Genomic DNA, 20639 nt, shown 5'->3' on the forward strand with positions numbered 1-20639 from the left:
CGGCGCGTTAGATGCAGGCCCGAATCCACCGAAGAAAAAGACAGCACAGTCGTGGAGGAGCGGGATGCCTTGGCTTGGCAGATGGCGCAATCAGTATGGGTCCGTCCTCGACATCACCGGCGAGGACGGCGGCCGGATTGAAGGCACGTTTCGCACGGCGCTCGAAGACAGCAGCTTCTATGGACAGACCGTGCCGATATCCGGCATCGCGCATGGCGACGTGATTGGAGTAACGGCCGCCGGCGAGGGTACGGCCGGCCCTGCCGCCGTGAGCTACACCGGCATTTTGCGAGACGGCAAGCTGGAGACGATGTGGCTGACAGTGGCCGGCAGCACCATCACCGGCAAGGAGGGCGAAACCGCTTCCCGCAAGCAGGTAGGAACCTGGCGCGCCTTCGGCATCAGCCTCGACACCTTTTTCCGAGAATAGCCAAGCCGACGAGAGAAGGTCCCTGATTGATGTTCATGGGTGATGGTCAGAGCCGGCCCTCCATGAGCAGCTCGCGGGTGCGCTTCAATGTGGACAGCAGGGCGGCTTTGTAGCCCTGGTCGCCGTCGAACTGCGCCTGTTCGGCCTGCTCCTCGGGGCCGTTCGGCTCTTTGCCACGCAGGCCGAGATAGCAGTAGAAGCGCAGATGGAGCGTGCCGTCGGCGCCCTCGAACAGTTCGTTGATGATCGCGCCCTCGCGCGGCCCGGTGGCCTGGAAGAATGTGACTTTGCTCTCCGGTTCAAGCGTGATGATCTCGCGCAGATCTGCACCCGCGATGGTTGCTTCGCGCACGAAATGCGTCTCGCTTTCTTCCACGACATCGCAGCGGGTGCAGAGGCCGGGCGGCAGGAATTCGCGGGCGTCGCGGGCCTTGAGCTCCAGGCCAGCCCAGGCTTGTGCACGGGTCAGCCTGGTCGCGCCTTCCGGGTTCACCGGGACGGTGGCGGTTGAGTAGATCATAATTGTATCCTTAGGATTGATGTTGGGGTGGCAGGCTGCCTCCGGCGTCAGGCCGAGGCAGCGATTTCTGCGGCGAAGTCGCGATAGGTGCGCAGCGGCCGACCCAGCAGCTTGGTCAGGCGGTCGACGTCGCCAGCATCGGGAATCATGCCCTCGCTGATGAAGCGCTCGCCCATCAGGCGCATGTCGAGCGCCATCCAACTCGGCATGAACTGCCGCAGGTTCTGTTCGAAGCCTGCCAGATCTTCGCCGGGGTAGGCGATCTGGCGACCCAGGACCTCGGTCCAGATGCCGGCAATATCCGTGCCGGTCAGCGTGTCGGGACCGACGAGGTTGATCCGGTCGAGCGGGAGGGCAATTTCGGCCTGCTCGCGGCGAAGCAACTCGATTGCTGCGACCTCGGCTATGTCGCGCGCGTCGACCATTGCCAAGCCCTTGCTGCCGATCGGCATCGGATAGACGCCCTGGCTGAGGATCACGTCTTTGATCATGAGCTCGTTGTTCATGAAATAGGCCGGACGAAGGATGGTGGCGTTGAGGCCCATCTGGTCGATCATCCGCTCGACCGCGAGCTTGCCGGCGAAGTGCGGCACGTTCACGTAAAGCTCGCCGTGGATCACCGACAGGTAGACGATGCGCTCGATGCCTGCCTCGCGGGCCAGGTTGAGCGCGATCAGCGCCTGGGTGAATTCATCGGGCACCACGGCATTGAGCAGGAACAGGGTGGAGACGCCCGAGAAGGCGCTGCGCAGGGAATCGACGTCGAGCAGGTCGCCCTGCACGACGGCGACGCCCGCCGGGAAGTTCGCCTTGGAAGGATCGCGGACAAGCGCACGGACGTCGGCGCCGCGCTTGACGAGCTGGTTGACGACTTGGCTGCCGACATTGCCGGTCGCGCCGGTAACGAGAATGGTCATGGGGTTCACTCCGGGTTTGGGTCAAAAGACATCCCGTAAATGAGTGATCCACATTCGAACCGATAGGCGCTATATCTGGACACAGCGTCTCAATGGTGGAACAGATGGACCTTCTCGCCCTCGCTGATTTCAATCTGGTTGCCCGGCATGGAGGGTTCGGAAAGGCGGCGCGCGCCGCGGGGCGCCCGAAGGCGACCCTGTCTCGCCGAGTCGCGGAACTGGAGGCCGCCCTCGACTTGCGTCTGTTCGAGCGCGGGGCGCGTGCGCTGAAGCTCACCGAGGAAGGACGGGCGCTCTTCGAGCGGACGGGAGCGTTGCTGACCGAATTGGACGAAACCGCGACGGCGATCGCTTCGGGCGGACGCACGCCGCGGGGCAGGCTGCGGATCAGCGCGCCGCTGCTCTTCTCCCAAACTGCGATGGGGAGGCTGGCCGCCGGGTTCGCGCTGAAATATCCGGAAGTCCGGCTCGAGGTCACGACGGAAGACCGGGCCGTCGATATGATCGAGGAGGGATACGATCTGGTGATCCGGGTCGATCCCGAGCCCGATGAAAGTCTTGTCGGACGGGTGTTCCTGCGCGACCGGCTGGTCGTGGTCGCGAGTCCGGGCCTCGCCAGACCGCCTGACGATCTCGCCGTTCCGGCCGTCGTGCGGGAGTCCGGCGAGCGCGTTGCAGCCTGGGACATCGTGACGCCGACCGGACGGTCACGCATCGCGATTGAGCCGGTCCTTCGCCTTTCGTCGCTCCTCATGTTCCGCGATGCCGTCCGGGCGGGCGTCGGCGCCGGACGTTTGCCGATCTCGCTTGTAAGTCATGATCTGGCTGCTGGAACGCTGGTGCATTGGGGCGATGTCGACGGCCCGGACATCGCCCTATGGACGCTCTATCCGTCCCGACGCTTGCTCAGCGTCCGCGTATCGGCGTTCCTCGACTATTTGAAGCAGGCGTTTCCCAAGGGAACCCCTGACGAATTGGCGGCCTACATCGGCGGATAAGGTGAATGATCGAAACGCTATCTGGCGCTTCCGCCTTCTCTATGCGGCAACCCTGCACTGCTGGAAGCGGCAGCTTGTGGCGGTTTGCCGGAAAGCAGATTGGCCGTTCAAAGCTGACGGCGAGTTGATCACCACATAAATTTCGCCTCAGCGCGCCACCGGGCGATGGCCGTCGGGCAGGCGGGTGGCGATCAGCTTGTCGATGCGGCGGCCGTCGAGGTCGACCACCTCGAAACGCCAGCCTTGCGCGTCGACGCATTCGCCGGTGGTCGGCAGATGATGCAGATGCGACAGCACATAGCCGGCGACGGTCTCGTAGTCGCGGTTTTCGGGCAGGTCGATGCCAAGCACCTCGGCCATCTCGTCGGCCTGCATGTAGCCGGCGAGCAGCCACGAGCCGTCATCGCGCTTGACGGCGTTCTCTTCCTCGCCGGCCTCGAGGTCTGAGCGGAACACGCCGGTGATGGCTTCGAGGATGTCGGCCGGCGTGACGATGCCTTCGAAATGGCCGTATTCGTCATGAACGAGCGCCATCGGCACGTCCGATTCCCTCAGCTTCTGCAGGACGTCGAGCGCGTCGGCCTGATCATGCACGATGGGGGCGGCGCGCACATGCTGGCGCGGATCCAGCACCCTGCCGGCGAGAAGGGCGGCCAGCACGTCGCGCGTCTGGATGACGCCGACCATGGCGTCGACATTGCCGTCGCCGACGGGCAGGCGCGAGTGCTGGGTATCCATCAGAAGCTTTTTGACCGTAGTCTCGTCGGACTGCAGGTTCAGCCAGTCGACCTCGGTGCGCGGCGTCATGACGGCGCGCACGGCGCGGTCGCCGAGACGCATGACGCCGGCGATCATGCGGCGCTCGTCGGATTCGATGGTGCCGTGATGCTCGGCCTCGGCGACCAGCATCTTGATCTCCTCGTCGGTGACCTTCTCTTCGGTCTCGCCGGCCTGCCCAAGCAGCCAAAGCACCGCGCGGCCCGAGAGGTCGAGCAGGAAGACCAGCGGCGCCGAGAAGGTGGCGAGGATGGTCATTGCCGGCGCGGCTCTGACGGCGACGCGCTCCGGATCCTTGAGCGCGATCTGCTTCGGCACCAGCTCGCCGACGATGAGCGAGGCATAGGTGATCAAGGCGACCACGATGCCGACGCCGACAGGATCGGCGATGTTTTCGCGGATGCCGGTCGACGCCAGATATTGCGCCAGTCTTTCGCCGAGCGTCGCGCCCGAAAAGGCGCCGGAGAGAACGCCGACCAGGGTGATGCCGATCTGCACCGAGGACAGGAACTTGCCGGGGTTAGAGCCGAGCGCCAGCGCGCGGCCCGCGCCCCTGACGTTGCGGTCGATCATCGCCTTGAGGCGGGCGGGCCGCGACGAGACGATGGCTAGCTCCGACATCGACAAGAGGCCGTTCACCAGAATGAGGACGGCCACGACGGCGATTTCAACATATAGCATGGGCGGTCAATAGCATTGCTGCAGTGCGTTCGAAAATAGCCCGCGGGTATTTTTGGAACATGACAGGCGCGCTGTTCAGGCGGCATCCCAAAGCGGCGCCGAAAAATGCCCGACAAGCGCGTCGACCACGACGCGCACCTTCGGCGTCAGCGCGCGCGCGACGGTGCGCCGTCACTGCTGCGTCTTCAGAACGCCGATAATGGCCATGCCGTCGGTGAAATAGGGATCGCCGCCGCCATTGCGTCCGGCCTTGGTGGCGCCGATCCCGGGTATCTCGCTGGTGGAGGCCAGCAGGTCGGCGGCCTTCAGATCGCCGATCAGGAAGTCGCGCTCCGCGTCGATGTCGGGGCCGATATGGTGGGTGACGGCGCCGGTATCGTGGCTGAGGCCGACGCCGCGATCGAAGCTCGCGGCGCCCAGCCAGAGCGGGCGGCCGTCGCCCACCGTGTCCGTCTGCCAGAAGCGGACGTGGTGGCGCCGGTCGGCGCTGTCGCCGACCGGCTTCTCGAAGGCCAGGTCCTGGGCTCGGCCCTCGAACAGAAGGCGGCTCATCGGCGCATCGGGGTAGGGGCGGGAAAACAAGACGCTTTCGCCGATGTCGATCGCGGTCCGCAGCGTCACGGCATCGGCAGTGTCCCAGCCCGCGACCGCGAAGGCGTGGACAACTTCCTTCTCGGTGCCGACAAGGCCGACATTGATCGGATCGCCGGGAATGCCCTGCGGCGTATGCGTCACCATCTCGAAGGGCCGGGTGCGGAAGCCGCGCTCCCGCCAGGTCCAGAATTCCGGCGCGGCGAGATAGGCGAGCATCACGTAGAAGGCGCAGAAAGCCGCGATCCAGATCACCGCGCGTCGTCTCAAACTTCTGTGGCTCATGAACGCCGCTCGATCCCGTATGGCATGTGTTGCGCGACAATCACGGGAAATCAATGGCCAGCGATCTGGAGACCGTCTACCATCGATTATCGTTTGACGGGGGTGCGGCGAATGGAACCGACAAAGACAGGCCGCGGTAAAATGGCGCTGACTGCCGAGCTTGTCGCGAGGGTCGAGCGCATGGAGCCGGATCCAGGTCCCGAGCCCGGAACAAGCGAGCATAGCGACGCTGAATTTGACGGTCTGGCCGAACAGCTGCTTGCGCAATATCGGCCTGAGACGCTTTGGGTCTTTGCCTATGGCTCGCTGATCTGGAATCCAGAGTTCATCTATGAAGAGCAGCGTCAGGCGACGGCACTGGGTTGGCACCGCTCATTTTGCCTGAAGCTGACACGCTGGCGCGGAACGCGTGAATTGCCGGCGCTGATGCTGGCGCTCGACCGGGGAGGCAGCTGCAACGGCATCGCCTATCGGCTGCCGGCGGAGGACCATCTGGGGCAGATCGTCCAACTGCTTCGTCGCGAAATAGATGCGAACCCGCCGACCAACGTGCCATGCTGGATCAAGCTCCGGACCAGGGACGGGCCATTGCGTGCGCTGGCTTTTGTCGCCGCGCCCAAGGGCAGGGCTTATGCCGGCAGGCTGGCGTTGGAGCAGGTTGCGCACACGCTGGCGCGCGCCGCCGGGCATTGGGGCTCCTCGGCGCAATATCTTTTCCGGACGGTCGCCAAGCTGGAGGAAAGCGGGATCCGCGACAGAAATCTTTGGCATATCCAGGATCTGGTCGCCCGGCAGATCATCGCTGCCACCGAAGCCCAATGCTAATCTAGACTAGCGGCAGGCGCGGTAACCGCTTTTGCGGTTCTTGATGTCGAAATGGAAATGGTTGCGGTGGTCGTAATTGTAGCCTGGGCCGAGCACCGTGGTGAAATACTCGCAGCCGTCGGCGCGCACATTGTTGAGGAAGCTGCGCGTGCGGAAGGCGAACAGGCCGGGCTTGCGGACGTCGATGTCGTCGCCATTGTTGAGCTCGATGCTCATGACGTCGAGGGCGTTGCCCTTGCCGTGCTCGGACAGCACGCCTTCGCCGGCGATGTTGCGACAGGAATAGCTGGAGCCCTGGTGGATCGCCTTGACGCCGGAGAAATAGCGCCAGCGGGCAGCCGGCTGCAGCTCGTTCTTCGTCCAGGCGGCAAAGGTTGCGGCCATGTTGCAGGTCAGCGTCGCCGCGGGCGTCATGGCGACATTGCCGATGGCCGAGACTTTTACCGGATAATCGATGCCGCACTGGCCCTCATGGATAGGCTGGACGTCCTGATAGACGACACCCATCCGCCTCAGCTCGTTGCGGCAGTCGATCTCGCTGGCCGGCATCTGCTCGAGAGGCGACATCGGCTCGTCCATGCGCGGATAGGCGGCCTGCGTCATATAAGGGTTGGACGGAACAAGACGCTGCATTCCGGAATATTGCGGCGCATCGGGCTGCGGCACGGCTGCCGTCTGGCTGCCGACATCGACGGCCGGCTGCAGCGCAAAGACGTCACCGGTCGTGCAGGCCGATATCGCCGCCATGGCGACGCCCGCGGCCAGCCCGGCGACCGTGATGCGCGCACGCTTGCTCCGTTGCGCCGCTGCCAGCATAGCGCCAAGTCTTCGAGCCATTGAAAGGCGTCCTTGTCCCCGAATGGCACAAGGTTAACCGCCAACAGTAAAGGAAAGATCAGCGCCGGCATTCACGCATGGGGCGGAATTGCGGCGCTGTTCTTGGCTTGGCGCGGGCAAGACTTCCGGAATTCACCTATTGGCAGAAGGTTCCGCCGTGGCGGCGCGGTTCCAGGTCCAGATGGAAATGCAGCGCGTGGTCGGGATCGGCGCCTGGTCCGAGCACCGTCTTGAACGGCCCGCAGGCAGCCTTGCGCACCGCGTCGAGGAATTTTGCGTCCTTCTCAGGCGGCGCCGGCCCGACCTCGATCTTCCTCCCGTCCGACAAGGTGAAGCTGGCGATGTCGAGCGCGTTGCCGAAGGCGTGTTCGGACAGTTTGCGGGTGCCGTTGCGCGGGCGGCAGACAAAGGCCGAGCCCTGGTCGATCGACTTCAAATCGGCGCCGAGCTCGGCCTTTGCCGTGGGCTGGACGATTTCGGCCATGAAGCGCGCCGCCGCCTCGGCCATCTGGCAGTTGAGCTCGGTGCCGGGACTGATGCCGATGGACTTGCCCAGCGTTTTCAGAATTATCGGATAGGGAATCGAGCAGCCGATTTCCGCATCGTGCTCGGCCTTGTGCTCCTCGAACTCGACGCCCAGAGCCTTCAGCCGCTCGCGGCACGCGGTTTCTTCCGCCGGCATCGTTTCGGCCGGCATGTCGGCCGAGCGCGGATCGGGAAGCATCTTTTCCTCGCCCGGCGGTTCGGGTTTCTCCGCTGGCTGCGGCGCGGTTTCCGGCGGCTCAGGCTCCAGTTCGGTGGGCTTCTGCGGGGGCGTCGGCACAACATCCGGCGTCTGCGGCTCGAATTCCGTCCGTGGCGCGGACTGAGCGCTCTTCGAACGCGGCGGACGGGCGTCCCATTTCGGATGCGATTTCTGCTGGTTGAGGAAGTCGTCGCTGCCGCCCGCGCGCGGCTTGCCTTGCCCGGACTTCTCAGTGCCGTTGTCCAGGTCCTGCGGACGCGATCCTGGAACCGGGGTCGCCGGCGGCGTTTCCGGAGCCGGAGCGGCGCTCTGGCTGGCCGGCAGCAGATGTCTTTTATGCCGATGATGATGCTTGGCCATGGCCGGCGTAACCAGCAACATCGCAGCCGCCACAGGCAGCGCCAATCTGCAAAGTGGTGAAAGGCTCAGCGTTGCCATCGCCCGGAAACGGCGGTCGCGGTGCGAAGTTGCCTGTATCGGCTGCCTTGCCGATCACAATCGGTTACCGGCGCGTTACGCGCCGATGGCTTCAAGGCCTTCCTCCAGCCAGTCGGCAAGCATCGGCAGCCCGAGCAGATATTTGGCCACGCGCTTCCTGGGGCGCTCCCTGGCGGCGGCCACCGCGTCCGTCCATTCGGATGCCTCATAGTCACCGCGCCCGACCCAGGCGAGCGCGATGAGCTCGGCCGCTTCGTCGATATTGAGATCGTTGATCAGCTCGCGCAATTCTTCCCCGGTCAGGTCTTCCGAGGCTTCCTCGACAAGGCCGTCATGATGGTGGCTGTCATGCGTGTCGCCGTCGAACTCGACCTCGTGCTCAGCGCCGTCATCATAGTCCTCGTTGACGGCAGCACTCAGCGCCTTCGCCTTGAGGATGAACAGGCGCACCGTGTCCGGATCGATCGAAAGTTCCCACTCCTTCTCGAGGCGCTGCTGCACGGTCCTTCTCCACGTGATGCGCTTGGTCCGATGATAGCGGAATTAAAGCGCGCGTCACGTCCGCAGCTATCGGCTTCTGTCCGGCCTGTTCAAAATAGTTCGGTAGTCGCCCGCATTTCGGGATGAAACCGCGCCAAGGCGGCGTTAATCTGGCATTGTCACACTCACGGAGGCTTCGATGCGCAGACGTTTGCTTGTTCAGGTCATGGCTATTGCGGCGCTGCCGCTGTTCGTTGCGCCGGCTTTTGCGGCTGGTGAAGGCGGCAGCAGCGGTGGCCAGACGACCACCACCTGCAAGAAGGGCGAGGTCTGGGACAAGAAGAAGAACAAATGCGTAAAGCCGCAATATGGCATGCTGGACGACGACAGCATCTACGAGGCCGGTCACGATCTGGCGATGGCCGGACGCTATGACGAAGCGATCTCGGTGCTGACGCTCGCCGCCAACAAGCAGGATCCGCGCATCCTCAATTATCTCGGCTATTCGCACCGCCATTCGGGCCGCGTCACGGTCGGTCTCGGCTATTACGAGGAAGCGCTGCGGATCGACCCGAATTACACGCTGGTGCGCGAATATCTCGGCGAGGCGCATCTGCAGATCGGCGATCTCGCCGGCGCGCAGCAGCAGCTCCAGGAAATCGAAAAGCGGACCGGCAAGGGCTCGCGCGAATACGGCATGCTGTCCGAGCAGATCGATCATTTCCTGAGGAGCTGAACAGGGCTCGAAGCCTCTCGAACCGGCTGCGGGCAATCGCAGCCGGTTTTTTATTGCTCGCCGTCAGCCGCGGACCCGCGAAAGCGGTGATCATTTTGCCGAACTTCAATTTTTGGGCGTGAAAATCGCGCAAAGATCGCTATATTCAGGGAAATTGTGGTGAGACGGTTCCGTTAGCCCGAGGCTGCCGGACCGTTTTCTTTTTGTACCTATTGACAAGGTCCCTCCCGAAAACGGGGGTGGCGGCAGAAAGGTCAGGCTATGATCAAGGTCCCGATGACAGGCGAGGGGTTCGCGTCATTGAAGGAAGAACTTCGCTGGCGCCAGCAGGAGGAGCGGCCTCGCATCATCGAGGCGATTTCCGAAGCGCGCTCGCATGGCGACCTTTCCGAAAATGCCGAGTATCACGCGGCGAAAGAATCGCAGAGCCTCAATGAAGGCCGCATCAACGAGCTCGAGGATCTGATTGCGCGCGCCGAGGTCATCGACGTCTCCAAGCTCAGCGGCGACAAGGTCAAGTTCGGCGCGACCGTCGTGCTCGTCGACGAGGATACCGAGGAAAAGAAGACCTATCAGATCGTCGGCGACCAGGAGGCGGACGTGAAGTCGGGCCGCATCTCGATTTCATCGCCGATCGCGCGTGCGCTGATCGGCAAGGAAGTCGGCGATGCCATCGAGGTCAATGCTCCGGGCGGCGCCCGAGGGTACGAGATCGTCCAGGTGCAGTTTATCTGAGGACCTTTTGATAATTCTACTCTGGCGGCCGACTAGCGTAGTTTTCTGCGCTTCCGGTGCTCACGTACTTTAAGTACGCTCCGCTCCGGTTCTCGAAAACTACGCCATTCGACTCGCCAGAGCGAATTCTGAAAAGGTCCTCACGCTGGCGCCTTTGAACTAAGCGCCAGCAGCCGTTCCGCTTCCGCCATCACCTCAGCCGGCGTGACCCTGCCGCCCGCAGGCGCAAGCAAGGTCGATGCGAAAGGCCCGCGCGGGCCGGTGAGACCGGGTTCCGTCGCCAGGAAGACGGCGACGGTCGGCAGGCCGAAGGCGCTGGCGAGGTGGGTGAGGCCGGTGTCGGCGCCGATGACCAGCGCCGCGCGGCCAAGGATCGCGGCGACATCCGCGAGCGGCGATTTCGCAACCAACACCGTCCCTGGCACCGCACTGGCAACGGCTTTCGCCACATTCTTTTCCGCCTCATTCGACCAGGTGACCACTGGTGTGAACTGCCGGTCGGTCAGTCGGCGCGCGGTTTCGATCCAGTCCTCGACCGGCCATTTCTTGTCCTCGCGGCTGGTGCCGTGCAGCAGGAAGGCGGTCTGCCCGTCGATGCCAGGCAGGTTGCCCGCCGGCGGCACGATGCCTGAGCGAAGCGTCGACAGGTCGGGCTGATAGCCAAGCGCCAGCCCGAACAGCCGTCTGGTGCGCTCGATGGCGTGCAGGTCACGCGGCACCGCATATCTGTGTCGATAAAACAGCGTCGCCGACGGCTCGCGGGCGCTCGCCCGATCGAAGCCGGCAATCGGCGCGCCGGCCTGGATCGCGACCAGGGCCGATTTCAATAAGCCCTGCGCATCGATGACCAGATCGTGGCGGGAGGCGCGGAGCGCTCCGCGCAGTCCGGTCATCTCGCGCCACGTGGCTCCGTCGAGAAGCCGCTTGCGCCAGCGCCGGACCGCCACCTTGTGAATGGTGCCGATCGCCGGATGCAGAGCCACGATACCGGCAAACGGCTCCTCCACGCACCAATCGAAATCTATATCGGGGCGATTGCGCACCGCGTCCTCGATGGCGGGAAAAGTGTGGATGACATCGCCCATCGACGATGTCTTGACGATCAGCACTTTCATGCCGCTGCCGGAACCTTGAGCAAGCGGTCGGCCGCGGCGGTGACGCGCGCGACATCGAGCGTGTTCAGGCAGTTGAGATGGCCAAGCGGGCAGACCTTCTTGTGGCAGGGCGAGCAGGACAGATGCAGCCAGATCAGCTCGGAACGCTCGCTGAGAGGCGGCGTGTTTTCCGGCGAGGTCGAACCATAGACGGCAACGATCGGCGTGCCGACGGCGGCGGCGACATGCATCAGCCCGCTGTCGTTCGAGACCGCAAGCTTCGCCGCGGCGATCAGGTCGATGGCGTCCTCGAGGCGTGTCTTGCCGGCAAGGTCGACGGCACCCGGCGCAAGGGCTGCAATCTCGCTGGTCACGTCGGCATCGTTCTTCGAGCCGAGCAGCGCGACGCCCAAGCCCTTGGCCATCAGGTCTCGGGCAAGCCCGGCATAGCGATCGCTCGGCCAGCGTTTTGCCGGGCCGAATTCGGCGCCGGGCATGAGCGCCACAAATTTCTTCCCGGTCAGCCCGAAGCGCACCAGCAGATCGGCCTGGTTGGCCTTGTCGACGGTAAGACGCGGCGCGCGAAAAGTGCCGCCGCGCGCGAGGCCGAAATAGGCGCGTGCGGTGCGCCGCTTCAGCGCTTCGGGCAGGGGTACGACATCCGTCAGCAGGCCGTAGCGCATCTCGCGCAGATTGCCGACGCGATGTGGGATGCGGGCGAAGAACGGGATCAGCGCCGATTTCCAGCTCCCCGGCAGCACATAGGCCATGTCGTAGCGGCCGCGCAGCAGGCGGCCGAAGCGCCTGCGGCTGCGGAATTCGAGCGCTCCCGGCATCAAAGGAAAGTCGATCTGGCTGCGTATCTCGGGCATGCGCTTGACCAGCGGGGCCGCCCAGGCCGGCGCCAGCACATCGATGGCCGCGTTCGGATGTTTTTCCTTCAGCGCCGCAAACAGGCACTGCGCCATGACCATGTCGCCCACCCAGCGTGGGCCGATCACGAGGATCGTTGGGCCTTCAGCCATTCGACATAGTCCCTGACGCCGGTTTCGACTGTGCGGAATTGGCCATTGTAGCCGGCCGCGCGCAAGCGGGACATATCAGCCTGCGTGAAACTCTGGTAGCTGCCCTTGAGATGGTCGGGGAAGGGGATGAATTCAATCTCGCCCTTGCCCAGGGTGTCGATCACCGTCTCGGCAATCGCCCGGAACGGCTGGGCGCGGCCGGTGCCGCAATTGAAGATGCCGCTCGCGCCGCGCTTCCACAGCCACAGATTGACGTCGGCCACATCGCCGACATGAATGAAGTCGCGGCTCTGCTCGCCGGGTCCGAAGTCGCCATAGGCGCCGAACAGCTTCGGGTTTTCGCCACGCTCGACCTGGTTGAACAGATGGAAGGCGACCGAGGCCATGGCGCCCTTGTGCGCCTCGCGCGGCCCATAGACATTGAAATAGCGCAGGCCCGCCACTTGCGAATGATCGGTATCGAAGACGTTGCGGCGGACGTAGTCGTCGAACAACTTCTTCGAATAGGCATAGGCGTTGAGGGGACGCTCGAACTCGGGCTCCTCGCGAAACTCGCTGCCGCCGCCATAGACCGAAGCCGACGAGGCGTAGAGGAAGGGCACGCGCAGCTTCAGGCAGGCATGCAGCAGCCGTTTTGAATAGGCGTAGTTCACCTCCATCATGAACTTGCCGTTCCACTCTGTGGTGGTCGAGCAGGCGCCTTGATGGAAGACGGCTTCGATGCGGCCGAGCGCGCCGTCCTCGAGCCGGGCGAGAAAATCGTCCTTGTCGAAATAGTCGGCGATGCGAAGGTCGGCAAGGTTGGCGATCTTGTGGCCGTCGGTGAGATCGTCGACGACGACGATGTCGTCATGGCCCTCGGCATTGAGAGCGGCGACGATGTTGGAGCCGATCATGCCGGCGCCGCCCGTGACGATGATCATGCTTTCTTCAGCCTCGCTCCGTTGCCGATTCCGGCCCTTATAGGGGAGGTGGGCTGGGCTGTCGATAAAGCTCGCCAGCCGCGGGTACGACGAACGTAGGGATAGATCGGCGGAAGGGCTTTCGGGATAAGCTGCTTGCGAGCACCGCGGCGAAAGGCCGCCGGTGCGGGTCCTTGCTCGTGGTGCAACAGTGACGTCCGATCTAAAGCCCGGCCTCCGCCATCGTCAAATCCTGCGGGTCGATGACACCCTGACGGTGCCTGCCATGACGCCCGCCTTTGCGGGTTTTGGCGACATGCCACCGGTTTTCGCCACCGCCTTCATGGTCGGCTTCATTGAATGGGCGTGCATCGAGGCCTTGCGCCCGTTCCTTGGCAGCCACGAGAGAACCGTCGGCACCCATGTCGACGTCAGCCATGTCGCCGCCACCCCCGTCGGCATGATGGTCACCGCCGATGTCGAGCTTGTCGCCGTGAAAGGGCGAAAATTGCGCTTCAAGGTGTCATGCACCGACGAGGGCGGACTGATCGGGGAAGGTCTGCATGAGCGCGCGGTGATCGACCATGACAAGTTCATGGCGCGTGTCTTGACCAAATCCGGGCAGACAGGTTCTTTGTCATAGCGAGGCCGCAAAGCTACGGCTTCAGTTCGGCCTTCGCCACCTGGCGTAGCGTGAGGGAACAAGATGCCGTCGACCGAACTGCTCATCGCTTTCTTCGCCACCACGGCGATCTTCGCCTACATCCCCGGTCCTGCCATGCTCTACGCCGCTGCGCAGACGATGGCGCGCGGGCGCTGGTCTGGGCTGACGGCGGCACTCGGCATCCATCTCGGCGGCTATGTGCATGTCTTCGCGGCCGCTGCCGGCCTGTCCGTCCTGTTTCACGCCGTGCCGCCGCTGTACCTGGCGGTCAAGCTGATCGGCGCGCTTTATCTGGTCTGGCTCGGCGTTGCCATGTTCCGCAAACGGGCGGACGGCGATATGGCTCTGCCCGCCATCGAGCGGAAATCGGCCCGGCGCGCCTTTTTCGAAAGCATCACCGTCGAGGTGCTCAATCCGAAGACGGCGATCTTCTTCATGGCGTTCCTGCCGCAATTCATCGATGCTTCGGCGGCGTTTCCGGTCTGGCTGCAGTTCGTCGTGCTTGGAACCATCGTCAACCTGATGTTCTCCTCCGCCGACGTCATGTGCGTATTCCTTGCCGGCGCGATGATAGCGCGGCTGCGGCGTTCGGGACGCGCGCAGCGCCTGATGCAGCGAGCGGGCGGCGCCGTGCTGGTCGGCCTCGGCGTCCACGTCGCCCTGCAGAGGAGCTGATTGCCAACCCGGCTCCGGCTAAGGTCCGCGCCGGGCTGCCGTTGCGCTCGCCCGAATTGCGGTATATCGGCATCGCTTTGAACAGCCCGCGCCACAATTCCGGCGCTGAAACCTAATCAAGTCCGGCCGTCTTCAGGCATAGCTCGAGCGAGATGATCAAGCACCATCTGCCTTCTCCGGAACCTTTGCATCGCACTATCGCCCGGTTCGGCGACGTCACCGTGCTGGTGGTGGGCGATTTCATCCTGGACCGTTTCGTCAGCGGGGTGATCGAGCGCATCTCGCCGGAAGCTCCCATTCCCGTGCTGCATGGAAAGGGCGAGGCGTTGAACATCGGCGGCGCCGGCAATGTCGTCTCCAACATCGTTTCGTTGGGCGCGGCCGCCATTCCCGTGTCGGTGATCGGTGCCGACCAGGCCGGCGACAATCTGATGCGCATGCTCAGCGAGATCGGCGTCGATACCGACGGGCTCCTGCAGCGCCAGGACCGCATGACCTCGTCGAAAAGCCGCTTCAGCGCGCTCAACCAGCAGGTGCTGCGGTTCGACGAGGAAGAGATCAAGCCGCTCACCGGGGCCGAGCGGGCGAAGCTCATCGATCATTTCCAGGCGGCGCTTGGCCGCGCCGACATCGTCATCCTCTCCGATTACGGCAAGGGCATCCTGCTCGACGGCGTCGCCGGCGAGCTGATCGCAATCTGCCGCGATGCCGGCAAGCCGGTGCTGGTCGATCCGAAGGGACGCGACTATGCGCGCTATGCCGGCGCCACGGCTGTGACGCCGAACCGCAAGGAGCTTGGCGAGGCGGTCGGGCGCAAGGTCTTCGGCGATGACGAGATCGTGGCGGCGGCGCGCGACCTGATCGCCACGCATGATTTCGAGTTCATCGTCGCCACGCGCAGCGAGAAGGGCATGAGCGTGGTCTCCGCCGAGGACGCCCGCCACATCTCCACCCAGGCGCGCGAAGTCTTCGACGTCTCCGGTGCCGGCGACACGGTCATCGCGAGTTTCGCGCTGTCGCTCGCCGCCGGCGCCGACCGGGTGCATGCGGCGGTCATCGCCAACGCGGCCGGCGGCGTCGTGGTCGGCAAGCGCGGCACGGCGCGGCTCAACGTCGAGGAACTATCCGGCGCGCTGTTCCGCTCGCACGGGCCGACGGCTCATACCGATGCCATTCTCGACGCCAATGCCGCGGCCAGGATGGTTGCCGCCTGGAAGGAAGAGGGCCTGACTGTCGGCTTTACCAATGGCTGCTTCGACATACTGCATGCCGGCCATGTCAGCCTGCTGCATGCCGCGCGCAGCCAGTGCGACCGGCTGGTGCTCGGCCTCAACAGCGACGCCTCGGTGCACCGGCTGAAAGGGCCTGGGCGGCCCGTCAATAACCAGCATGACCGCGCCTGCGTGCTGGCAGCACTTGCCTCGGTCGATGCCGTCGTCGTCTTCGAGGAAGACACGCCGCTGAAGCTCATCGAGGCGCTTTTGCCGGACATACTGGTCAAGGGCGCGGATTACACGATCGAGACCGTGGTCGGCGCCGACGTGGTGCAGAAGGCGGGCGGGCGCGTGGTGCTGGTCGACCTTGTCGCCGGCAAGAGCACGACGAACACGATCGGCAAGCTGCGTGCCGCAAACTGAGGGTCTCATGTCCGATTTGAACGACTACCTGGTCCGCTCCGCGGCGGCGATCTCGGCGATGGTCGAGCGCGACCTCACCGGCGAGATGGAACGGGCCGTGAGCACCGTTGTGGGGGCGCTGTCGCAAGGCAAGGCGCTGCTTATCTGCGGCAATGGCGGCTCGGCCAGCGACGCCATTCACATCGCAGGAGAACTGGTCGGCCGCTTCCTGAAGGAGCGCAAGGCCTATAACGTCATCGCGCTGCCGGCCAACGCCGCGGTGCTGACCGCCTGGGGCAACGACTACGGCTTCGACACCGTGTTCTCGCGCCAGGTCGAGGCGCATGGATCGGAAGGCGCGGTGCTGCTCGCCATTTCCACCAGCGGCAATTCGCCGAGCATCCTTGCCGCCGCCGAGCAGGCGCGGGCGATGGGCATGACGGTTATCAGCCTCACCGGCGAGACCGGCGGCAAGCTCAAGCCGCTGACGGATATCCTGCTCAACGTGCCGTCGACCTCGACGCCGATCATTCAGCAGGGGCATTTGTGCCTCTATCACCATCTGTGCGAGGCTGTCGAAGCGCGCCTCAGCAATGGCTGAAAGCGATGGCTTTCCACTGGCCGGGCCGGGCCTTTGGGTCGAGCGGGTCGGTGACAGGACGTTTCCGGCCGGCCGGCCGGCGCTGTTCCTCGATCGCGACGGCACCATCAATGTCGATACCGGCTATCCAGACGTTCCGGCGACCATGGTGCTGCGCGAGGGCATCGCGCCGGCCATCGAGGCCGCGAACGAGCGCAGCATTCCGGTCGTTGTCATCACCAACCAGTCCGGCATCGCGCGCGGCTATTTCGGCTGGGACGCGTTCGCGCGGGTCAATGGGCGTGTGCTCGAGCTGCTGGCTGAGAAAAATGCCTTCGTCGACATAGTGCTTGCCTGCGCCTACCACGAAGCCGGCAGGGGCGCGTTGGCGGTTGCCGATCATCCGATGCGCAAGCCCAACCCGGGCATGCTGCTGGAGGCGGGGCGCCGCCTCGGCCTCGATCTCAGCCGATCGCTGATCGTCGGCGACAAGCCGGCCGATATGGAAGCCGGCCAGCGCGCCGGCCTTGCGCGTGGCTGGCTGGTGGACGGCGACGGCTCGACGATAGGCGGGTTTTCGGTTTCGCCGTTGCGCGGCGCCACGGACCTTGAGGGACTGCTTGCCGCGATACGGTCGCTCTGATCGCGGATTGATTCAAAACCCTACGCTAAGCCCTTTGTTTGCGCAGGCGAATTTCCGGAAGCCGGCACATTAACTTGGAAAAGCCACCAGCCCTTCGTCCTTGACCCGGCGGATCGTCAAGGCGGTGCGTACCGTGTCCACATTCGGGGCCGACGCCAGTTCCTCGATAACGAAGGTCTGAAAGGTGCCGAGGTCACTCGCCACGCAATGCAGCAGGAAATCGGATTCGCCCGAAACCATCCAGGCGTCGCGCACGATCGGCCAGCCGCGCGTGCGCTCGGCGAAGGTCTTCAGTTCGGCATCGGCCTGATGATGCAGGCCGATCAGGCAGAAGGCGACGACATCCATGCCGAGCGCCGGCGCGTTCAGCAGCGCGCGGTAACCGCGGATGATGCCGGCCTCTTCCAGCCGCCTGACACGGCGCAGGCAGGGCGGCGCCGAAATGCCGACCCGGTTGGACAATTCGACATTGGTCATGCGGCCGTCGGCCTGCAGTTCGCGCAGGATCTTCCAGTCGATGGCATCGAGGTCGGCTTTGAGCGGCATGGACGGCTTTCGCGCAAGAATCTTTCGCGATTTTGTAATTTGGTTTCGCCTGGGAGGCCATCCCTTTACGATGATTTTCTCCTTCTTTTGATGCATGCGGTGATGCCAGAGCCGCGCATACCTCCGGATGACATGCATCGGTGAGGGGCGGCGATATGCCCGATATGCGAGGAACGAAGCTTTCCGGGGACGAAAGCCAACTTGCCTTGCTGGTCTCACGGGCAACACTTACATTACCCGCGACAAACCACGGCTGCGCGCCGCAGGGGACTTTCATGAACACCAAACATGCGCCCGTTCTCATCATCGGTTCCGGCCCGGCCGGCTACACGGCGGCGGTCTATGCCGCGCGCGCCATGCTGAAGCCGATGCTGGTCGCCGGCCTGCAGCAGGGCGGCCAATTGATGATCACCACCGACGTGGAAAACTATCCGGGCTTCGCCGATCCGATCCAGGGTCCATGGCTGATGGAGCAGATGCTCAAGCAGGCCGAGCATGTCGGCACCGACATCATCAACGACATCATCACCGAGGTCGATCTCAATGTGCGGCCGTTCCGCGCCACAGGCGATTCCGGCACCGTCTACACCGCGGACGCCTTGATCATCGCCACCGGCGCGCAGGCGAAGTGGCTGGGCATCCCGTCGGAGCAGACCTTCATGGGGTTCGGCGTTTCGGCCTGCGCCACCTGCGACGGCTTCTTCTACCGCGGCAAGGACGTCGCGGTGGTGGGCGGCGGCAATTCCGCGGTCGAGGAGGCGCTCTATCTGTCGAACCTCGCCAAGAGCGTCACCGTCATCCACCGGCGCAGCGACTTCCGCGCCGAGCGCATCCTGCGCGAGCGGCTGCTCAAGAGGGACAATGTCCGCGTCATCTGGGACACGGTCGTCGACGAGATCACCGGACGGCCGGGCAAGGCGCCGCTGCCGCCCTCGGTCGAGGGCCTGACGCTGCGCAACGTGGTGACCGGCCAGGAATCGAAGCTGCCGGTCGACGGCGTGTTCGTTGCGATCGGCCATGCGCCGGCGGTCGAGCTCTTCGTGGGCAAGCTGAAGCAGAAGCCGAACGGCTATCTGTGGACGGCGCCCGATTCCACCCGCACCGACGTGCCCGGCGTGTTCGCCGCCGGCGACGTCACCGACGACGTCTACCGCCAGGCGGTGACGGCGGCCGGGCTTGGCTGCATGGCCGCGCTCGAGGCGGAAAAATATCTGGCGGGCATCGAGGTTCACCGCGAAGCGGCGGAATGACAATCGGCTGAAAAGAGCCGTTTAAAAGCCTGATTTTTCATTCAGACGCCAAAGGCAACGCGAGGGGAATCATGGCGCTGGACTGGGACAAGCTACGCGTATTTCACGCAGCGGCGGAGGCTGGGTCGTTCACCCATGCTGCCGAGACGCTGCATCTGTCGCAATCGGCTATCTCGCGGCAGGTCAGCGCGCTGGAGCATGACGTCGGCGTTGCACTGTTCCACCGCCATGCGCGCGGCCTGGTGCTGACCGAGCAGGGCGAGATGCTGTTCCGCACGGCGCATGACGTGCTGATGAAGCTGGAAACCATCAAGACGCGGCTCACAGAGACCAAGGATCGGCCGTCGGGCGTGCTCAGGGTGACGACCACGGTCGGCCTGGGCGCCGGCTGGCTGACCGAGCGCGTGCAGGAATTCATTGAGCTCTATCCCGAGATCAGCCTGCAGCTGATCCTGGCCAATGAGGAGCTCGATCTCACCATGCGCCAGGCCGATTGCGCGATCCGGCTGCGCCAGCCACAGCAGCCCGACCTTATCCAGCGCCGGCTGTTCACGGTGCATTTCCACCTCTATGCGGCGCCGTCCTATATCGCCAAGTTCGGCAGGCCGGCCTCGATTGCCGAGCTCCGGAACCACCGCATCGTCACTTTCGGCCTGCCGGTGCCCTCGCATCTGTCGGAGCTGAACTGGCTGGAGACGGTCGGCGATTTCGAGGGCGGGCAGCGGGTGCCGACGCTGCAGATCAACGACATCCTGTCGATCAAGCGGGCGGTGCAGGGCGGCGCCGGCATCGCCATGCTGCCGGACTATGTGATCAATAAGGACACGAACCTGGTGCAGCTGCTGCCGGAGACCGAGGTGCCGTCCTTCGACACCTATTTCGCCTATCCCGACGCGATGAAGAACCAGGCGAAGCTGCACGTGTTTCGCGACTTTATCATCGCCAAGGCGCGCAGCTGGTCTTACTGAATATTCAGGTGAGGCCGGCCTGCGAACGGCAGGCTCCTGCGCTTCCGGTACTCACGTACTGAAGTACGCTCCGTTCCGGTTCTCGGAGCCTACCGTTCTCGACTCGGCCTGACCTGAATATCGGCACCCCTCTCGGAAAGGGCGGCTTATCCGCGCCAGGGTTTCAGGCGCGGCAGCCAGCCGGGCACGGCGCGGCGGTAGACCTCGTATTCTTCGCCATAGCGGTTGGCGAGCGTCGGCTCTTCATAGAGCTTGACGAAGGAGATCATCGCCGCCGCGGCGATGAGGCCGTAGGCCAGCACCGCCCAACTCGAAAAGATCAGCGCCTGGCCGAGGATGATCGACAACACCGCCACATCATGGGATTGCGCACATGGCGGTAGACGCCGCCGACGACCAGTTTCTCGGTCGGCGCCACGGGAGCGGGCGTGCCCAGACCCTCGAGGGCAAAGCGGGCGAAGGCATGAAGCAGGATGGCGGCCGCTCCGATCACAAGAATCGAGCCCACAGCCACGAAGCCAGGCAGGGCCGACAGAGGTTTGCGATAATGGTCGGTCAGCAGCCACGGCGCCAAGCCGGCGACGACGCCCGGCGCTGCGATCAGGAACAGCGCGCTGCCGGCGATTGCTGAAAAAGTTCGCATCATCGGTCTCCTGCCGTAAAAATAAACTCGGCCTGCCG

The 20639-nt window shown here is 64.3% G+C and carries 23 protein-coding genes and 1 pseudogene; 12 read left to right on the forward strand and 12 right to left on the reverse strand.

Annotated elements, in window-relative coordinates; translation table 11 throughout:
• The first annotated feature begins 64 nt into the window (after positions 1-64).
• Positions 65-430 carry an avidin/streptavidin family protein gene (locus LB523_RS19800; protein ID WP_224606152.1) on the forward strand — a complete coding sequence of 122 codons (366 nt, stop codon included), beginning with the start codon at positions 65-67 and terminating at the stop codon, positions 428-430.
• Positions 431-476: 46 nt separating this feature from the next.
• On the opposite strand, the gene LB523_RS19805 is transcribed toward LB523_RS19800, so the two are convergent.
• The gene (locus LB523_RS19805) at positions 477-950 is read right to left on the reverse strand and encodes an SRPBCC family protein (RefSeq protein ID WP_224606155.1); all 474 of its coding nucleotides are present in this window, start codon (positions 948-950) and stop codon (positions 477-479) included.
• Positions 951-997: 47 nt separating this feature from the next.
• Positions 998-1867 carry an SDR family oxidoreductase gene (locus LB523_RS19810; RefSeq protein WP_224606158.1) on the reverse strand — a complete coding sequence of 290 codons (870 nt, stop codon included), beginning with the start codon at positions 1865-1867 and terminating at the stop codon, positions 998-1000.
• Between the two features lie 104 nt (positions 1868-1971).
• Between LB523_RS19810 and LB523_RS19815 the strand changes: the two genes are divergently transcribed.
• Positions 1972-2865, forward strand: a complete 894-nt coding sequence (locus LB523_RS19815; protein ID WP_224543149.1) for a LysR family transcriptional regulator — start codon at positions 1972-1974, stop codon at positions 2863-2865.
• 147 nt (positions 2866-3012) lie between these two features.
• Here the strand turns inward: LB523_RS19815 and LB523_RS19820 are convergent, their stop codons facing one another.
• Positions 3013-4323, reverse strand: coding sequence for a hemolysin family protein (locus LB523_RS19820; protein WP_095766567.1), 1311 nt, complete (start codon positions 4321-4323; stop codon positions 3013-3015).
• A 171-nt stretch (positions 4324-4494) separates the two neighbouring features.
• The gene (locus LB523_RS19825; RefSeq protein WP_224606161.1) at positions 4495-5199 is read right to left on the reverse strand and encodes an LssY C-terminal domain-containing protein; all 705 of its coding nucleotides are present in this window, start codon (positions 5197-5199) and stop codon (positions 4495-4497) included.
• Between the two features lie 141 nt (positions 5200-5340).
• Between LB523_RS19825 and LB523_RS19830 the strand changes: the two genes are divergently transcribed.
• On the forward strand, positions 5341-6024 hold the full coding sequence (locus LB523_RS19830; RefSeq protein ID WP_224606164.1) for a gamma-glutamylcyclotransferase: 684 nt from the start codon (positions 5341-5343) through the stop codon (positions 6022-6024).
• A gap of 6 nt (positions 6025-6030) precedes the next feature.
• Here the strand turns inward: LB523_RS19830 and LB523_RS19835 are convergent, their stop codons facing one another.
• The 3 genes from LB523_RS19835 to LB523_RS19845 form a co-directional block, all read right to left on the reverse strand.
• Positions 6031-6861 carry an extensin family protein gene (locus tag LB523_RS19835; RefSeq protein WP_224606168.1) on the reverse strand — a complete coding sequence of 277 codons (831 nt, stop codon included), beginning with the start codon at positions 6859-6861 and terminating at the stop codon, positions 6031-6033.
• Between the two features lie 136 nt (positions 6862-6997).
• Positions 6998-7987, reverse strand: a complete 990-nt coding sequence (locus tag LB523_RS19840; RefSeq protein WP_224606171.1) for an extensin family protein — start codon at positions 7985-7987, stop codon at positions 6998-7000.
• Positions 7988-8119: 132 nt separating this feature from the next.
• Positions 8120-8545, reverse strand: coding sequence for a DUF3775 domain-containing protein (locus tag LB523_RS19845; protein ID WP_095766571.1), 426 nt, complete (start codon positions 8543-8545; stop codon positions 8120-8122).
• Between the two features lie 178 nt (positions 8546-8723).
• On the opposite strand from LB523_RS19845, the gene LB523_RS19850 reads away from it, so the two are divergent.
• Together LB523_RS19850 and greA are read left to right on the forward strand one after the other, a co-directional pair.
• Positions 8724-9260, forward strand: coding sequence for a tetratricopeptide repeat protein (locus LB523_RS19850; RefSeq protein WP_095766572.1), 537 nt, complete (start codon positions 8724-8726; stop codon positions 9258-9260).
• Positions 9261-9521: 261 nt separating this feature from the next.
• Entirely contained in the window at positions 9522-9995 is a 474-nt protein-coding gene (gene greA, locus LB523_RS19855) for a transcription elongation factor GreA (protein WP_095766573.1), read from the forward strand.
• A gap of 140 nt (positions 9996-10135) precedes the next feature.
• Here greA and waaC read toward each other — a convergent pair whose 3' ends face one another.
• The 3 genes from waaC to rfaD are packed head-to-tail and all read right to left on the reverse strand — an operon-like array spanning position 10136 to position 13037.
• A complete protein-coding gene (gene waaC, locus LB523_RS19860; protein ID WP_224606175.1) occupies positions 10136-11110 on the reverse strand; it encodes a lipopolysaccharide heptosyltransferase I in 975 nt (324 codons plus the stop codon).
• Positions 11107-12114, reverse strand: a complete 1008-nt coding sequence (waaF, locus tag LB523_RS19865; protein WP_224606178.1) for a lipopolysaccharide heptosyltransferase II — start codon at positions 12112-12114, stop codon at positions 11107-11109. The genes waaC and waaF overlap by 4 nt, the downstream gene beginning before the upstream one ends.
• A complete protein-coding gene (gene rfaD, locus LB523_RS19870) occupies positions 12087-13037 on the reverse strand; it encodes an ADP-glyceromanno-heptose 6-epimerase (protein ID WP_224606181.1) in 951 nt (316 codons plus the stop codon). Before rfaD ends, waaF begins: the two co-directional genes overlap by 28 nt.
• Before the next feature lie 163 nt (positions 13038-13200).
• On the opposite strand from rfaD, the gene LB523_RS19875 reads away from it, so the two are divergent.
• From LB523_RS19875 to LB523_RS19895, 5 genes are all read left to right on the forward strand, one after another.
• Positions 13201-13659: a thioesterase family protein gene (locus tag LB523_RS19875; RefSeq protein ID WP_224606184.1), complete on the forward strand. Its 459-nt coding sequence runs from the start codon at positions 13201-13203 to the stop codon at positions 13657-13659.
• Positions 13660-13722: 63 nt separating this feature from the next.
• A complete protein-coding gene (locus tag LB523_RS19880) occupies positions 13723-14355 on the forward strand; it encodes a LysE family translocator (RefSeq protein WP_224606187.1) in 633 nt (210 codons plus the stop codon).
• A gap of 152 nt (positions 14356-14507) precedes the next feature.
• Positions 14508-15992, forward strand: a complete 1485-nt coding sequence (rfaE1, locus tag LB523_RS19885) for a D-glycero-beta-D-manno-heptose-7-phosphate kinase (protein WP_224606191.1) — start codon at positions 14508-14510, stop codon at positions 15990-15992.
• A gap of 7 nt (positions 15993-15999) precedes the next feature.
• A complete protein-coding gene (locus LB523_RS19890) occupies positions 16000-16572 on the forward strand; it encodes an SIS domain-containing protein (protein WP_224606194.1) in 573 nt (190 codons plus the stop codon).
• Positions 16565-17194, forward strand: coding sequence for an HAD family hydrolase (locus LB523_RS19895; RefSeq protein ID WP_224606197.1), 630 nt, complete (start codon positions 16565-16567; stop codon positions 17192-17194). Before LB523_RS19890 ends, LB523_RS19895 begins: the two co-directional genes overlap by 8 nt.
• A 69-nt stretch (positions 17195-17263) precedes the next feature.
• On the opposite strand, the gene LB523_RS19900 is transcribed toward LB523_RS19895, so the two are convergent.
• The gene (locus LB523_RS19900) at positions 17264-17740 is read right to left on the reverse strand and encodes an Lrp/AsnC family transcriptional regulator (RefSeq protein WP_224606199.1); all 477 of its coding nucleotides are present in this window, start codon (positions 17738-17740) and stop codon (positions 17264-17266) included.
• A 275-nt stretch (positions 17741-18015) separates the two neighbouring features.
• On the opposite strand from LB523_RS19900, the gene trxB reads away from it, so the two are divergent.
• Positions 18016-18990, forward strand: coding sequence for a thioredoxin-disulfide reductase (gene trxB, locus LB523_RS19905; protein ID WP_224531307.1), 975 nt, complete (start codon positions 18016-18018; stop codon positions 18988-18990).
• Positions 18991-19061: 71 nt separating this feature from the next.
• A complete protein-coding gene (locus LB523_RS19910; protein WP_095766582.1) occupies positions 19062-19958 on the forward strand; it encodes a LysR family transcriptional regulator in 897 nt (298 codons plus the stop codon).
• Positions 19959-20104: 146 nt separating this feature from the next.
• Here the strand turns inward: LB523_RS19910 and LB523_RS19915 are convergent.
• Positions 20105-20601: pseudogene (locus LB523_RS19915) on the reverse strand (methyltransferase family protein).
• Positions 20602-20639 lie beyond the last annotated feature (38 nt).

This window comes from Mesorhizobium sp. ESP-6-4, from assembly GCF_020164735.1.
In the GTDB taxonomy this organism is placed as follows: Bacteria; Pseudomonadota; Alphaproteobacteria; order Rhizobiales; family Rhizobiaceae; genus Mesorhizobium.